15 protein-coding genes are annotated in these 13,945 nt (G+C 68.0%); 11 read left to right on the plus strand and 4 right to left on the minus strand.

Annotated elements, in window-relative coordinates:
* Window positions 1-62: 62 nt before the first annotated feature.
* From L0M17_RS04460 to L0M17_RS04505, 10 genes are all read left to right on the plus strand, one after another.
* Window positions 63-497, plus strand: a complete 435-nt coding sequence (locus tag L0M17_RS04460; protein WP_241051759.1) for a pyridoxamine 5'-phosphate oxidase family protein — start codon at window positions 63-65, stop codon at window positions 495-497.
* A 444-nt stretch (window positions 498-941) separates the two neighbouring features.
* Window positions 942-1,850, plus strand: coding sequence for an HpcH/HpaI aldolase/citrate lyase family protein (locus L0M17_RS04465; protein WP_241051761.1), 909 nt, complete (start codon window positions 942-944; stop codon window positions 1,848-1,850).
* Window positions 1,851-1,861: 11 nt separating this feature from the next.
* Window positions 1,862-2,083: a DUF3188 domain-containing protein gene (locus L0M17_RS04470; protein ID WP_241051763.1), complete on the plus strand. Its 222-nt coding sequence runs from the start codon at window positions 1,862-1,864 to the stop codon at window positions 2,081-2,083.
* A gap of 9 nt (window positions 2,084-2,092) precedes the next feature.
* Window positions 2,093-2,542, plus strand: coding sequence for a MaoC family dehydratase N-terminal domain-containing protein (locus L0M17_RS04475; RefSeq protein WP_241051765.1), 450 nt, complete (start codon window positions 2,093-2,095; stop codon window positions 2,540-2,542).
* Complete coding sequence (locus tag L0M17_RS04480) at window positions 2,539-2,997, plus strand: MaoC family dehydratase (RefSeq protein WP_241051767.1); 459 nt, start codon at window positions 2,539-2,541, stop codon at window positions 2,995-2,997. Before L0M17_RS04475 ends, L0M17_RS04480 begins: the two co-directional genes overlap by 4 nt.
* Window positions 2,998-3,020: 23 nt before the next feature.
* Window positions 3,021-4,085 (plus strand): UDP-N-acetylmuramate dehydrogenase, encoded by a 1,065-nt coding sequence (locus L0M17_RS04485; protein ID WP_241051775.1) that lies wholly within the window; start codon window positions 3,021-3,023, stop codon window positions 4,083-4,085.
* Window positions 4,082-4,894, plus strand: coding sequence for a TetR/AcrR family transcriptional regulator (locus L0M17_RS04490; protein ID WP_241051784.1), 813 nt, complete (start codon window positions 4,082-4,084; stop codon window positions 4,892-4,894). Before L0M17_RS04485 ends, L0M17_RS04490 begins: the two co-directional genes overlap by 4 nt.
* A gap of 27 nt (window positions 4,895-4,921) precedes the next feature.
* The gene (locus L0M17_RS04495; protein ID WP_241051793.1) at window positions 4,922-6,103 is read left to right on the plus strand and encodes an acyl-CoA dehydrogenase family protein; all 1,182 of its coding nucleotides are present in this window, start codon (window positions 4,922-4,924) and stop codon (window positions 6,101-6,103) included.
* Between the two features lie 160 nt (window positions 6,104-6,263).
* Window positions 6,264-7,400, plus strand: a complete 1,137-nt coding sequence (locus L0M17_RS04500) for a winged helix DNA-binding domain-containing protein (protein WP_241051800.1) — start codon at window positions 6,264-6,266, stop codon at window positions 7,398-7,400.
* 934 nt (window positions 7,401-8,334) lie between these two features.
* The gene (locus L0M17_RS04505) at window positions 8,335-8,607 is read left to right on the plus strand and encodes a putative endonuclease domain-containing protein (protein ID WP_241051802.1); all 273 of its coding nucleotides are present in this window, start codon (window positions 8,335-8,337) and stop codon (window positions 8,605-8,607) included.
* Window positions 8,608-8,735: 128 nt separating this feature from the next.
* On the opposite strand, the gene asd is transcribed toward L0M17_RS04505, so the two are convergent.
* Both asd and L0M17_RS04515 read right to left on the minus strand, forming a co-directional pair.
* A complete protein-coding gene (asd, locus tag L0M17_RS04510; protein WP_255731721.1) occupies window positions 8,736-9,875 on the minus strand; it encodes an aspartate-semialdehyde dehydrogenase in 1,140 nt (379 codons plus the stop codon).
* Window positions 9,876-9,947: 72 nt separating this feature from the next.
* A complete protein-coding gene (locus tag L0M17_RS04515; protein WP_241051805.1) occupies window positions 9,948-10,607 on the minus strand; it encodes a hypothetical protein in 660 nt (219 codons plus the stop codon).
* A 245-nt stretch (window positions 10,608-10,852) separates the two neighbouring features.
* Between L0M17_RS04515 and L0M17_RS04520 the strand changes: the two genes are divergently transcribed.
* Window positions 10,853-12,538 carry an APC family permease gene (locus L0M17_RS04520; protein WP_241051807.1) on the plus strand — a complete coding sequence of 562 codons (1,686 nt, stop codon included), beginning with the start codon at window positions 10,853-10,855 and terminating at the stop codon, window positions 12,536-12,538.
* On the opposite strand, the gene L0M17_RS04525 is transcribed toward L0M17_RS04520, so the two are convergent.
* Both L0M17_RS04525 and L0M17_RS04530 read right to left on the minus strand, forming a co-directional pair.
* Window positions 12,535-13,095 carry a dihydrofolate reductase gene (locus tag L0M17_RS04525; protein WP_241051809.1) on the minus strand — a complete coding sequence of 187 codons (561 nt, stop codon included), beginning with the start codon at window positions 13,093-13,095 and terminating at the stop codon, window positions 12,535-12,537. The genes L0M17_RS04520 and L0M17_RS04525 overlap by 4 nt on opposite strands.
* Entirely contained in the window at window positions 13,092-13,913 is an 822-nt protein-coding gene (locus L0M17_RS04530) for a thymidylate synthase (RefSeq protein WP_241051811.1), read from the minus strand. Before L0M17_RS04530 ends, L0M17_RS04525 begins: the two co-directional genes overlap by 4 nt.
* Window positions 13,914-13,945 lie beyond the last annotated feature (32 nt).

Raw genomic sequence — 13,945 nt, forward strand, 5'->3', positions numbered from 1 at the left:
AGGTCCTTCCGCTCGCCGCCTCACTCGTGGCAGGCTGAGGCGTGACGCGTGAGGAGGCGGACATGCCCACGGTTGGGGACTACGGACCCGGGGTCCGGCACGAGGACTTCGAGCTCGACGAGGAGAAATGCTGGGCCTTGCTCGGGTCGTCGGGCATCGGACGGTTCGCGTTCACTCACGGAGGGCGGATCCAGGTCTTCCCGGTGCATTACGCCGTCCATCGGGGCAGCGTCTACTTCCGTACATCGGCCGAGGGCGTGATCGCGTCGGCCCTCCCGCAGGAGGGTGCGGCCTTCGAAATCGACTCGGCCCGGCCCGACGCGCAGGCCGGCTGGTCGGTGCTGGTCTCGGGCACGGCGAGCGCCGTCGAGGACTCCGATCTTCTCACCGAGCTCTTCGGGCTTGCCGTCGAGGAGCCGTGGGCCGGCGGCATTCGGGACCGGTTCGTGCGGCTCGTTCCGCGGGAATTGAGCGGCCGGCAGGTGTACTTGGCCTGACTCTTCTGCTCGGATCGTGAGCCTTCTGGGCAGAGGTCTGAGCAATTTATCAAATCGCTTGACATAATAATTCCGCCGTAGTCCACTGGTACTGGATCGTCGCGCTGGGGAGCGATTCTTCGACTATTCCGAGAAGTATCAGGAGCACAGCTATGGCTGATGTTGAGCCCCAGATTGCCGAAGGTACCACCGTGGAAGATGGAAGCTCCGGCCCCGAAAGGGTCAATCCCACACAGCGGACGGCGTCGACCGCGCACGCTCCGGGCATGCGCTCTGGGATCACCTGGTGGGAGGCCTGCGGGGGGTGGAATTCGAGGTACTCCCTCAGCATCTAGGGGGATCAGACGGGTAAGGCGGCGCAGAGGCTCCGGAACCGCGTCTCCCCGAGGGCGCCCACCCGAGGCCCGATGTGCCACGGGCGCGCGCGGGGGATACCGTGGACCCATGACCTCAACGACCGCCGCCGAATCGCCTCGCCCCACCGGGGCTGATCTCTCCCGCCCCACCGGCGCCGATTCCTCCCGCCCAGCCCGCAGCGTGAACCCCGAGATCGCTCGCTCATGGCTGCTGGTCAACGCGATGCGGCCAGAGATCTTCTCCGAGTGCTCGTCCTCGCGGGCGGACGCGGTCATCCTCGACATCGAGGACGCCGTGGATCCCTCGCACAAGGACGAGGCCCGCGAGAACGTGATCCGGTGGATGCACGAGGGCGGTCAAGCCTGGGTGCGGATCAACGATGCGACGAGTCCGTTCTGGGCCGACGACCTCGCCGGCCTGCGCGGAACGGCCGGCCTGCTCGGCGTCATGCTCGCCAAGACCGAATCCTCGGACCAGGTCACGGAGAGCTACCACCGCATGGACGGCAAGACTCCGGTGATCCCGCTCGTCGAATCGGCCGTGGGCATCGAGGAGGCCAATCACATCGCCAAGGCTCAGGGCGCCTTCCGCCTCGCCTTCGGCTCCGGTGACTTCCGTCGCGACACGGGCATGGCGGCCACGCCGGAGGCTATGGCGTACCCGCGGGCGAAATTGGTCGTCGCGAGCCGCGTCGGCGGCCTCCCCGGCCCCATCGACGGCCCGACCGTCGGCACCAACCACCCGATCCTGCGGGAGCAGAGCGCCATCACCGTCATGATGGGCATGACGGGCAAGCTCTGCCTCGCGGTCGATCAGACCACGGTGATCAACGAGGTCATCAGCCCGACCCCGAGCGACGTCGCATGGGCCTCCGACTTCATGCGGGACTTCGAGGCGAACGGCCGCGTGATCCGCGACGGCTCCGACCTCCCGCGCCTCGGCCGCGCCGAGAAGATCATGAAGCTCGCCACCGCCTTCGGCGTGCAGCCGGCCTGAACGAGGAGCCTGTGAACGAGTTCTGGGAGACGGCTCCTCCGCTGTACAAGAAGGTCGTGCTGTCGGGCATGGCCTTCTTGGGTGTCGGGATCATCCTCAACATCGTCGCGAACTTGAGCCACGTCACGTGGCTCCTGTACGCGTCCCTGGTGATCATCGGCGTCGGCCTCGTGGCGCACCTTTTCGGCATCGGCATCCGGGCCCGCGAGATGCGCCGTCGGATCCGGGGATAGGCTTCTTCCATGGCCATCAACCCCGACCTGCAGGGTCGCGTCTACCCGCCCGCCGAGGCGTACGACGTCGCCCGCGAGAAGATCCGCGAATTCGCCCGTGCCGTCAAGGCCGTCCACCCGGCCCATTTCGACGTCGAGGCCGCGAAGTCGATCGGCTACGCCGATCTGGTCGCGCCGCCGTCGTTCGCGATCATCGTCGCCCAGCGGGCGGACGCGCAGCTCATCGCGGACCCAGAGTCGGGCATCGACTTCTCGCGCGTGGTGCATGCCGAACAGCGCTTCACACACCACCGGCCGATCGTGGCGGGCGACAGCCTCACGGCCGAGCTGCACGTCGACAACGTGCGCGCTATGGGCGGCGGTGCGATGATCACGACCCGCGCCGAGATCGCGTCCGAGTCGGGGGAGAGGGTCGCGACCACGACCTCCTCCATCCTTGTTCGAGGGGAGGGCCAGTGACCACTGCAGGATTCGCCGCAGCGCCTGCGTTCGAGAAGCTCGAAACCGGGCTCGAGATCGGGCGTCGGGAGATTGCCGTGACGCGCAGCGACCTCGTCAGGTACGCGGGTGCCTCCGGCGACTTCAACCCGATCCACTGGAACAACGACTTCGCCCTGGCCGTCGAGCTTCCGGGAGTGATCGCCCACGGCATGTTCACGATGGGGGCGGCCGTCCAGCTCGTGGTCGACTGGGCCGGTGACCCGGGCGCCGTCGTCGACTACCAGACGCGCTTCACGAAGCCCGTCCCGGTCGCGGACACCACGGGCACGGACGAGCCGGGGGCCGTCCTCGAGGTTGTCGGGGCCATCGGCGCGCTCGACGCCGACGCACGGACCGCGCGCGTCGACCTCGCAGTGACCTGCGCAGGGCAGCGCGTGCTGACCAAGGCGCAGGCGGTCGTCCGCCTCCCGTGAGGCAGGCCGACTAAGCTGGACCGGTGAGCGAGACCCTCCTTTCCTCCCTGACCACCTCCGCCGTCGGCGGGCCCGCGGCCCGCTTCGAGGAGGCCCGCACGGAGGCGGAGATCATCGACGCCGTTCGGACAGCGGACGACGCCGGCGAGCCGCTTCTGATCGTCAGCGGCGGTTCGAACCTGCTCGTCGCGGACGAGGGCTATCCGGGAATGGTCCTCAAGATCGCCTCCGAGGGCCTCGTAGTCGACTCCGCGGACGCATGCGGCGGGGTCTCCGTCGGAGTCCAGGCAGGCCATTCGTGGGACGACTTCGTCGACCACGCCGTGCACCATGCGTGGAGCGGTGTCGAGGCGCTTTCGGGCATCCCCGGTTCGACGGGCGCGACGCCCGTCCAGAACGTTGGCGCGTACGGCTCGGACGTCTCCCAGACCATCTGGCAGGTGCGCACGTGGGACCGCAAGGCGAGCGCCGTCAAGACGTTCGTCCCGTCCGAGCTCAAGTTCGGCTACCGCGATTCCCTCCTCAAGCAGACGACGAGGGAGGGGTCGCCCCGCTATGTCGTCCTGCGAGTCGACTTCCAGCTCGCACTCGGCCGCATGAGCGCCCCGGTCCGCTATGCCGAGCTCGCCCGCGGGCTCGGTGTCGAGCCCGGACAGCGTGCCTCGGCCCTCGACGTGCGCCGCGAGGTCCTGCGTCTGCGCGGGTCGAAGGGCATGGTGCTCGATCCTTCAGACCGGGACACCTATTCGACCGGTTCCTTCTTCACCAACCCCATCCTCTCCGATGAGGCCGCAGCCGCCCTCCCGGCCGACGCGCCGCGCTACCCGGCAGGGGATGGGCTCGTGAAGACGTCCGCGGCATGGCTCATCGAGCAGGCCGGCTTCCACAAGGGCTACGGGCTCGAGGAAGACAGCGTGACCGGCGGTCGCGCCTCCCTCTCGACCAAGCACACGCTCGCGATCACCAACCGCGGGGGAGCGAGCGCGAAGGACCTGCTGGCCCTCGCCCGCGAGGTGCGCGACGGCGTGCGGGCGCGCTTCGGTATCGAGCTCACGAACGAGCCGCTTCTCATCGGACTCGAGCTGTGAGCGAGGCGCCCGGCCCGCGGGGCGCCTCTGGGGTGCACGATGAGCGCGTGCGGTTCCGTCACGACGTCGCGGCCGCGGCGGTCCGCCTCTACGCGGAACAGGGCTACGAGGCGACGAGCACGGATCAGGTGGCCTCCGCCGTCGGGCTCTCGCGCAGCACGTTCTTCCGCCAGTTCCGGTCGAAGGAGGACGTGGTCTTCGCCGATCACGATGCCCTCCTCGACGAGGCCCGGGCCTTCCTTGCCGAACCCCACTCGGATCCCTGGAGCGCCGTCTGCGCCGCGGCCGAGCTGGTCTTCGCGCACTTCGCCGAGCAGCCCGAACTAGCTCAGCTGCGCTACGAGGTGGTGAACCGCGAGCCGAGCCTCCGCGACAAGGAACTCGTGACGACCTTCCGATACGAGCGGCTCTTCGAGGGCTACCTCCGGGCGGCCCTCCCCGGCGCCGCGCCGCTCGACGTCGTGCGTTTCGCCTCGACCGTCATCGCGACCCACAATTACTTCCTCCGCGGCCTCATGCGCGGAGACGCCGACGCGGACGCGGGCCGCCTGCGCGCCGAGCTCGACGGCGTGCGGCGGCTCTTCGGGGTCCTCCAAGGCTCGGACGACGCCGGGGGCTCCCGGCCGCGGGAGGCGGACGACGTCGGGACCTCCCCGCCGCGCGAGGCGGACGACGTCGGGACCTCCCTGCCGCGGGAGGCGGACGACGTCGTCGTCCTTGTCTTTAAACGCTCGGTTCCCGCGTCCGAGGTGGTGCGCCGCGTCGAGGCCGCGCTCGATGGGCCTGAAACTCAGTCCCGCTTGACCTGATACTCAGTTTCACGGTAGATCTGAGGCGTGCCCGACTACGACCTCGAATCCGCCCTCGACACCGACTACTACTCGGTCTTCGAAGGGATCCCCCACGACGATCGCGCGGCATGGGAGCGTGCCCGCGGATTCGTCGACGAAACCCTCCCGGACGTCAACGGCTACTGGGACCGCGCGGAGTATCCGGTCCACCTCGTCAAGCGGATGGGCGAGCTCAACCTGCTCGCAGATGGCATCGAGGTGCCAGGGCTCCAGCCCATGAGCCCGCTCGCGGCCGGCCTCGTGAACATGGAGGTCTCGCGGGGCGACGGCTCGCTCGGGACAATCGTCGCCGTCCAAGGTGGCCTCGCCCTCCGCTCGATCGCGTTCCACGGTTCCCCGGAGCAGAAGGATCGCTGGCTCGGACCGCTCGCGCGGGGAGAGGAACTCGGGTCCTTCGCGCTCACCGAGCCGGACCATGGCTCCGACTCGGTCAGTCTCGAGACCACGGCCCGTCAGGACGGCGGCGAATGGGTGCTCGACGGCGAGAAGAAATGGATCGGCAACGGGGCCTCCGGCGGGGTCACTGTCGTGTGGGCACGCGACGAGGACGGGAATGTCCGCGGCTTCCTCGTGGAGCAGGACACGCCCGGCTACGAGGCCGAGGTGATCGAAGGCAAGGGCTCGCTCCGGGCCATCCATCAGGCTCGCATCCGACTCAACGGCGTGCGCGTTCGTGCGGAGAACGTCCTGCCTGGAGCCCGGACGTTCAAGGACACCTCCCGCGTGCTCGTCGCGACCCGCCTCGGTGTCGCGTGGTCGGCATTGGGCCATGCGACCGCTGCCTACGAAGCCGCGCTCGCCTACGCCCAGCAGCGGGTCCAGTTCGGGAAGCCGCTCGCGAACTTCCAGCTCGTCCAGGACCGCCTCTCGCAGATGCTCGCCGAGCTCACGAGCATGCAGCTGCACTGCGTCCACCTCGCGCGCCTCGACGCCGAGGGCCGGATGCACCCGACGCAGGCCTCGATGGCGAAGTACCACAACACGCGCAAGGCGCGCCTCATCGCGTCCACAGCGCGCGACCTGCTCGGCGGGAACGGCATCCTCCTCGAGAACCACGTCATCCGGCACATGATGGACATCGAATCCATCCACACCTACGAAGGAACCGAGAGCGTGCAGGCCCTGCTGATCGGCCGGGACGTGACAGGGGTCGGGGCCTTCGTCTAGCCCTGGCCCCCAACCCTGGCCCCCTCACCCCTGGCCCCCTCACCCCTGGCCCTTCGCCCCTGGCCCCCTCACCCCTGGCCGGGACGCTCCTGATGCGCCGTCACGTCCGCAGGGTGCATACCCTGCGGACGTGACGGCGCGACGGGAGCATGATGGACGCATGTCGACGGATTCCGCCTCGCGCAACAGTACGACGCCGGGCATCAGTACGACGGCGCTGGCCCGCCTGCGCCTTGCCGCACAGGGTCTCGTGCCGGGTGACTCGCTCCCCGAGCCGCTGAGGATGGCGCCGAACCCTGTCTCAGCGGTCCGGCGAATGGCGGCGCTGCAGAGTCAGGACCTCCCGGCCGGAATGCTCGCTGTTGGTGTGCGGACAGAGGGCGCCTCAGCGAGGGGTGTCGCCGCCGCTCTGGCGAGTGGCGCCGTCGTCCGCACGTGGACCATGCGCGGGACGCTGTTCATCGTCGCGGCCAGTGACGTCCGCACCTATGTAGGTCTCGCCTCGGAGCGTGTCATGCGCTCGGCCGCTTCGCGGCATCGGGGGCTCGGCATCGCGGAGGATGACGTGGCGGTCGCGCGAAAGGTCGCGGAGGAACGGCTCGGGGGAGGAATTGGCCTCACCCGGACGGAGCTGTTCGAGGCGTTTGAGGCTGCCGGCCAGCCCACCCGCAGCCAGCGCGGGATTCATCTGCTCTCGATCCTGAGCCATCGGCTGGTTCTTGTGCAGGGGCCGCTGCGAGGGCGGCAGCAGGAATTCAGGCTCGCGGACGAGTGGCTGCCACCGGGGGAGGGGCTCGCGGGCGACGAAGCCCTCGAATATCTCGCGGGCCGGTATGTGGCATCGCATGGGCCGGTGGACGAGCGTGACTTCGCATGGTGGATCGGCCAGCCGCTGGGGACCGTGAGGGGGCCTTTTCGTGCGGCAGCTGCAAAGGCGGTCGGGCTCGAGGCCGGTGGGCGGGAGCTCTTCTGCACGCCGGAAGTCGCGTCTCTGCTCGACTCGCGGGTGGGCGCCCGCACAGTCGTCGCACTGCCCGGCTACGACGAGCTCGCGCTGGGCTACCCCGACCGATCAGTGGCCATTCCGGAGCCGTATCTCGAGCGCCTCGTCCCGGGCGTGAACGGCGTCTTCAAGGCGATGCTCAGCGTTGGCGGCCGAGCGGTCGGGACATGGCTCAAGGAGGGGACCCCGGCCGCACCCCGCGTCCGGCCGGAGCTGTTCGAGGAGCTCGGGCCGTCGGCCGCCTCGGCGATGGCGCGAGCCGTGGCGCGGATCGAAGAATACTGGGCAGGCTGACCCCAATCCGGCTACGTCGCCGACCGCAACTCCTTCCCTCGACCGCAACTCCTTCCCTCGACCGCAACTGCTTCCCTCGACCGCAACTGCTTCCCTCGACCGCAACTCCTTGCGAAATTTCCACCAGACATGCGGCTCAGGGCAGCCCTTGTCACAACGCCGTCGGACGTTCGCCGCTGTTTGGGATCGCGGTTGTCCACATAGGGCCGGATTTGGACAAAGTCCTCGCAATTAAGCGGTGACGATGGGGGGCATGGAAAGCGCGCATATCGGCTCTTTGCTGGCAGCCAGATGGCCTCCCACTGACGTCGTATCGACGGCGAGCTTAAGAGCGGTCGGCATCGACGACCGATTGCTGAGCCGGGCGACGAAGGCGGGATTCGTCCTCCGTCTTCGTCACGGCGCCTACATTCCAGCCCATCGATGGCGGTCTCTTTCTCCTTGGGAACGCGATGAGGCCCGTTTGGAGGCCCACATCGAAGGGACAGACGGCGCCGGGATCTACTGCCTGACGAGTGCGGCGAGGCTGCACGGTTGTTCAGTATGGAACGTCGGATCGAAGATCCATCTGGCGACTCGGTACTCGGGTGCCGGGACGAGTCGGGCTTCGGACACCGCGACCCACCAGCTGTCTCTCGCCCCAGCTGAGCTGCAGGTCGTCCTGCGAAGAGGCCGCCGTCTGCGGGTCACGACGTTGTTGCGCACCGCAGCCGATTGCCTGCGGATCCTGCCGTTTGAACAGGCGGCCGTTGTGGGGGATAGCGCGCTCAGATTGGGGCTGGACATTTCGGATCTGAAAGCCGCTCTTGTTGCCGGGTCGGCGAGGGGCCGCCAGCGGGGTCTGCGTGCTTTGGGGGCAGTGGACGGTGCAGCCGAATCCGTGGGGGAGACCAGGGCGCGACTCCTGATTGAAATGCTCGGGTTTCCTCGTCCCGTGGCTCAGCTCGAGCTCAGGACCTTCGCAGGCCTCTACAGGGCAGACTATGCGTGGCCGCAGCTGAGAGTCATCCTCGAGTTCGACGGAGAGGGCAAATACAGCCTCGGTCCTGTTGATGAGGCGCTGCTTGCCGAACGGCGTCGCCAGTCGCTCCTCATGGAGCAAGGGTGGGTCTTCGTGCGCTTACGATGGGCCGACTTGGACCGGCCAGACGAGGTGCGGAACCGTATAGAGGCCGCGATCGCGATGGCCGGGCGTCGCTCGGCGTGAAGCGTGAAGTCCAAGCTGACCCGCAAGATGACGGACCAGATGCGACTGCTGCTCTTACCCGCATTTCTGTACGAAATTTCGCACGCAAATGCGGGTGAGGGCAGCAGTTCTGCGTCGCGCCAAATGCGTCAGAGGGTGCCGGTCGCGATCTTGAGCATGCGGCGGAGCGGCTCGGCCGCGCCCCACAGCAGCTGGTCTCCGACGGTGAAGGCCGAGATGTACTCGGGCCCCATCTCGAGCTTGCGGATGCGGCCCACGGGGATGTCGAGCGTTCCCGAGGCAGCCACGGGTGTCAGCTGGTCCATCGACGCCTGCTTCTCGTTCGGCACCACATGCGCCCACTCGTTGTCTGCATCGATGAGCTTCTCGATCTCGCTGACCGAAAGGTCCTCCCGGAGCTTGAGCGTGAGGGCCTGAGAGTGCGAGCGCATCGCGCCGATTCGGACGCAAAGGCCGTCCATGATGACCGGATCGATCGCGCCGCCAGCACTCGTCCCGAGGATCTTGTTGGTCTCAACCCCGGCCTTCCACTCCTCCTTGGACTGCCCGTTGCCGAGGTCGGCATCGATCCAAGGGATGAGCGAGCCGGCGAGCGGCACACCGAACTGCGTCGCATCCACGCCTCCGCGCTGGGCCGCCAAGACTTTGCGGTCGATCTCGAGGATGGCCGACGCCGGGTCCTCGAGCTCGGAGGCGACGGCACCGTGCAGGGCCCCGAACTGGGTGAGGAGCTCGCGCATGTGCCGGGCCCCGCCGCCCGACGCCGCCTGGTACGTCATGGACGTGCCCCACTCGACGAGGTTGTTGCGGAACAGCCCGCCGAGGCCCATGAGCATGCACGAAACCGTGCAGTTGCCGCCGATGAAGTCCTTGACGCCCGAGGCGAGGCCTTCGTCGATCACCGTGCGGTTGACGGGGTCCAGCACGATGATCGAGTCGTCGTTCATGCGCAGCGTCGACGCCGCATCGATCCAGAGACCGTCCCAGCCGGCAGCCCGCAGCTGCGGGTGGACCTTCTTCGTGTAGTCACCGCCCTGCGCGGTCACGATGATCGGCAGCTTGGCGAGGGCCTCGACGTCGTACGCGTCCTCAAGCCTGCCCGCGTCGCCCCCAGCAGAACCAGCGAAGGTGGGAGCGGCGCCGCCGGCGTTCGACGTCGAGAAGAAGACTGGGTTGATCGAGGCGAAGTCGCCCTCGTCCTGCATCCGCTCCATGAGCACGGAGCCCACCATGCCGCGCCAGCCGACAAAGCCCACCGAAGAAGTCATGCCTTCCATTTTACGGGCGACGGCGTTGCTCCCGCTGTGCGTTACTTCACGCCTCCCGCTGTGCGCTAGGACTCAGTCGTTGCGGACCGCACGCAGGGCGGTCAGGAGGACGCCGTCGTCGCCCGGGTCCTCGGCGATGTCCGCCGAGTCGGGCATCTTCACGCCAAGCAGCCAACCGCCGTCGTGCGCCCGCCGCACCGACAGCGCGTAGCCTTGGCCGACGCCGTGCCGTTCCACGAGGACGCGCCCGTCGGGATGTTCGCCGAGGTGGCCAGCTATGAGCTGGAACGTGGCCTCGGTCGGCGCGAGATCGGCCCGCTGGGGGAGGGCCCACCACGTGCCGTAGGCGCGGGGCCGGAGGAGGATCGCAATCCCGGGAGCCTCGAGCAGGATGATGCGGTCCGACCACTCAGAGGATTCGAGGGTGAGGTCCATCCTGCGTTCTGCGCCACCGAGCGCCGCCGCGATGCCCGCGACAGGACCCTCGACCAGGAGCTCGCCTGTGCTGCCGACCTCGGCGAACCGGCGGGCGACGAGGGCAGAGGCACCCGAGGACAGCACCTCCGGGATGTCCGCGTAGTCGATGATGCCGAGAAGCTCCGCGGTGGCCTGGGCGCTCGGGCCGCCGTGAAGGGCGAGGAGCGCGAGCAGCTCGGCGAAGCCGAGGCCGATCTCCTCGGCCGTACCCTCGGCGGCTGTCTTCTCTGCGTCCTCTTCTGCCTCGGCATGCACGCACGCCACCCTACACGCCGTCGGGCACCCCGAGACGCTCGCCGCGGGGGCGCCGACGCGCCGAAACACGGCAGGCGGAAACTCTTTCCACATCGGGGTTCCGCCGTTATCGTCTAAGGGTCGCTGGGGGCAGGTCGTGATCTGGAGCACGTGGACGGAGGTCGCTCCGCGCGCACCCGAGGCGCGGGGCTGTCCTCAGCCTCGGCATTCTCTAGGTGCATTGCAAGCGACAAGGAGTGGACCGCATGACCCAAGAAGTCGTCCAGACCCACCGTGGCCAGCCCCTCAAGCGGGTGGTCGGATTCTGGGGGCTCATGTTCGTCTCCCTCGGATCCATCATCGGCTCGGGCTGGCTGCTGGGTGCCCTCGGGGCCGCGAAGTCGGCCGGCCCCGCATCTCTCATATCGTGGCTGCTTGCGGCCGTGCTCCTCGTGGTTCTCGCCCTCATCCATGCCGATCTCGGTGCGGCCTACCCCGTGGCAGGCGGCACCGCCCGCTATCCGCACTACGCCTTCGGCGCTCTTGCGGGCTTCACCGCAGGCTGGGCGGGCTATCTGCAGGCCGTCACGATCGCGCCGATCGAGGTCGAAGGCAGCATCACCTATCTCGAGAGCGCTCCATGGGCATCAGGCCTCAAGATGGTGAACCCCGATTCGACCCTCACCCCGGTGGGCCTGCTCATCGCGGCGCTCGCCCTAGCCCTCTTCCTGGTCATCAACCTCATGGGCGCGCGGTGGCTTTCGGACAGCAACGTGGTGGTGGTGATCTGGAAGACGGCTGTGCCGATCCTGACCATCATCGTGATCATCATCCTGAGGTTCCACCCCGGCAACTTCGGTCAGGGCGGGGGCGGCTTCGCCCCGAACGGCGTCCATGGGATCTTCGCGGCGCTGCCGCTGGGCGTCGTCTTCGCTCTCCAAGGCTTCGAGCAGGCCGCCCAGATGGCTGGCGAGGCGCGCAACCCGAAGCGGGACGTCGCGCGGGCCATCATCATCGCCATGTTCATCGGCGCCGCGATCTACATCCTGCTCGAGGTCGCGTTCATCGGCGCACTGGATCCGGCGAACATCGCGAAGGGCTGGGACAACCCGCTCGGCGCCGGCGCGTACGGGCCGTACTACGATCTGGCGATCGCTGCCGGAGCCGGATGGCTAGCGACAATCCTCCTGATCGACGCGGTCGTCTCGCCCGCGGGCACTGGCCTCGTCTACGTGGGAACATCGGCCCGCATCTCGTACGCCCTCGGTGAGGACGACGCGCTGCCCTCGGCACTCACGCGGGTCAGCCGCCGCGGGGTTCCCTGGGCGTCGCTCGTCATCGCCTTCATCATCGGCCTCATCGCGCTGCTTCCGTTCCCGAGCTGGCAGTCCCTCGTCGGTCTCGTCACCGACGCGACGGCCATCATGTACGCCTTCGCCCCGGTCTCGCTCGAAGCCCTCATCCGCCAGCATGAGAGCCGGAGGCACCCGTACCGCGTGCCGTGGCCGAAGGTCCTCACCCCGTTCGGCTTCGTTGCCGCGAACCTGATCATCTACTGGTCCGGCTTCGAGGCCATCTGGAAGCTCCTGACGGCAATCCTCATCGGCCGGATCATCTTCGAGATCGCCCTGCGCCGCTCGAAGTCCCTCCGCGAGCGGCGCGACCTCGACTGGCGCGCGGCCTCGTGGATCTGGCCGTGGCTCATCGGCCTGCTCGTGCTCGGGCTCCTGGGCCGTTACGGGACCGGAGCGCTGAACGTCCTCCCCGAGTGGGTCGATATCGCCTTCGTCATCGGCTACGCCCTCGTCATCTTCTACTACGCCGTGGGTCTCGCGATGAAGACAGAGGACATCGAGGCCGCCGTCGGCGAGGACGAGTTCGAGTTCGAGGCCATCGACGCCCTCGAAGGCGGGGCGGCCGGCCGTCCTGCCTCTGGGCCCGCAGTCGGCTAGCGGCGGAACACGGTGATCCGGTAGCGGATACCGCTTCGCGACTCACGCCACCCGTCCTCGGCCGGATCGGCGCCAACCAGGCGCCATTCCGGACCGAGGGCGGGTGCTTTCGTGTCGCCGTCCACTTCGAGATCGAGGAGCGTGACGACGGCGATGTCCACACCGTCGAGGGCGAGTGCCTGTTCGAACAGCTGACCGCCCCCGATCAGCCAGATCCGCGTGCCGCCGGGCGCTGCCGCGGCTTGGGCCAGGCCGTCGCCGAGCGAGTGGACGACGACGGCGCCCTCCGCCTCCCAGCCCTTCTGACGGGTCACGACGATATTCGTACGCCCCGCGAACGGCCGGAACTTGGGTGGGATCGATTCCCACGTCCGGCGCCCCATGACGACGGGGTGCCCCTTGGTGAGGGAAGAGAAGTGCGCGAGGTCCTCGGGGACGTGCCAGGGCATGGTCCCGTCGCGACCGATCACCCCGTCCAAGGTCTGGGCCCAGACGAGGCCGACGCCGGGCGACGCGTTCGCGTCGAGGGGGGAGAAGTCCAGAGGTTCGGAGGTCATACGGCGACGGGCGCCTTGATCGCGGGATGGTGCCGGTAGTCGACGAGCTCGAAGTCCTCGAATCGGTAGTCGAAGATGCTCTCGGGCTTTCGCGCGAGATTCAGTCTCGGGTACGGATACGGCTCGCGCGAGAGCTGCTCGCGGACCTGCTCAAGATGGGTGTCGTAGATGTGGCAGTCGCCGCCGGTCCACACGAAATCGCCCACTCCGAGGCCAAGCTGGTGCGCCATCATGTGGGTGAGCAGCGCGTACGAGGCGATGTTGAACGGGACGCCGAGGAACATGTCCGCGCTGCGCTGGTAGAGCTGGCACGAGAGCTTGCCAGGCTCCCCATCGCTGCCGGGCTCGACATAGAACTGGAAGAACGCATGGCATGGCGGGAGCGCCATCTTGGAGACCTCGGCGACGTTCCATGCCGAGACGATGTGCCGCCTCGAATCGGGGTTGCTGCGCAGCGACTCCATGACTGCGGCAATCTGGTCGATGTGCTGCCCGTCCGGCGTGGGCCACGAGCGCCACTGGACGCCGTAGACCGGACCGAGCTCGCCGTCGTCGTCCGCCCACTCGTCCCAGATGGTGACGCCTTGCTCCTGGAGCCAACGCACGTTCGAATCGCCGCGGAGGAACCACAGAAGCTCGACGGCGACCGACTTGAAATGGACACGCTTCGTTGTCACGAGAGGGAAGCCCTCGGAAAGGTCGAAGCGGATCTGACGCCCGAACACGCTTCGCGTCCCCGTACCCGTGCGGTCGGACTTGTGAGCACCGTTTTCGAGGACGTCACGCAGTAGACGTTCGTAAGGAGTCGTGGTTTCCACGACCGCTAGCTTAGTTGAGTCCAGCGGTCAGG

Source organism: Sinomonas terrae, assembly GCF_022539255.1.
Classification (GTDB): domain Bacteria; phylum Actinomycetota; class Actinomycetes; order Actinomycetales; family Micrococcaceae; genus Sinomonas; species Sinomonas terrae.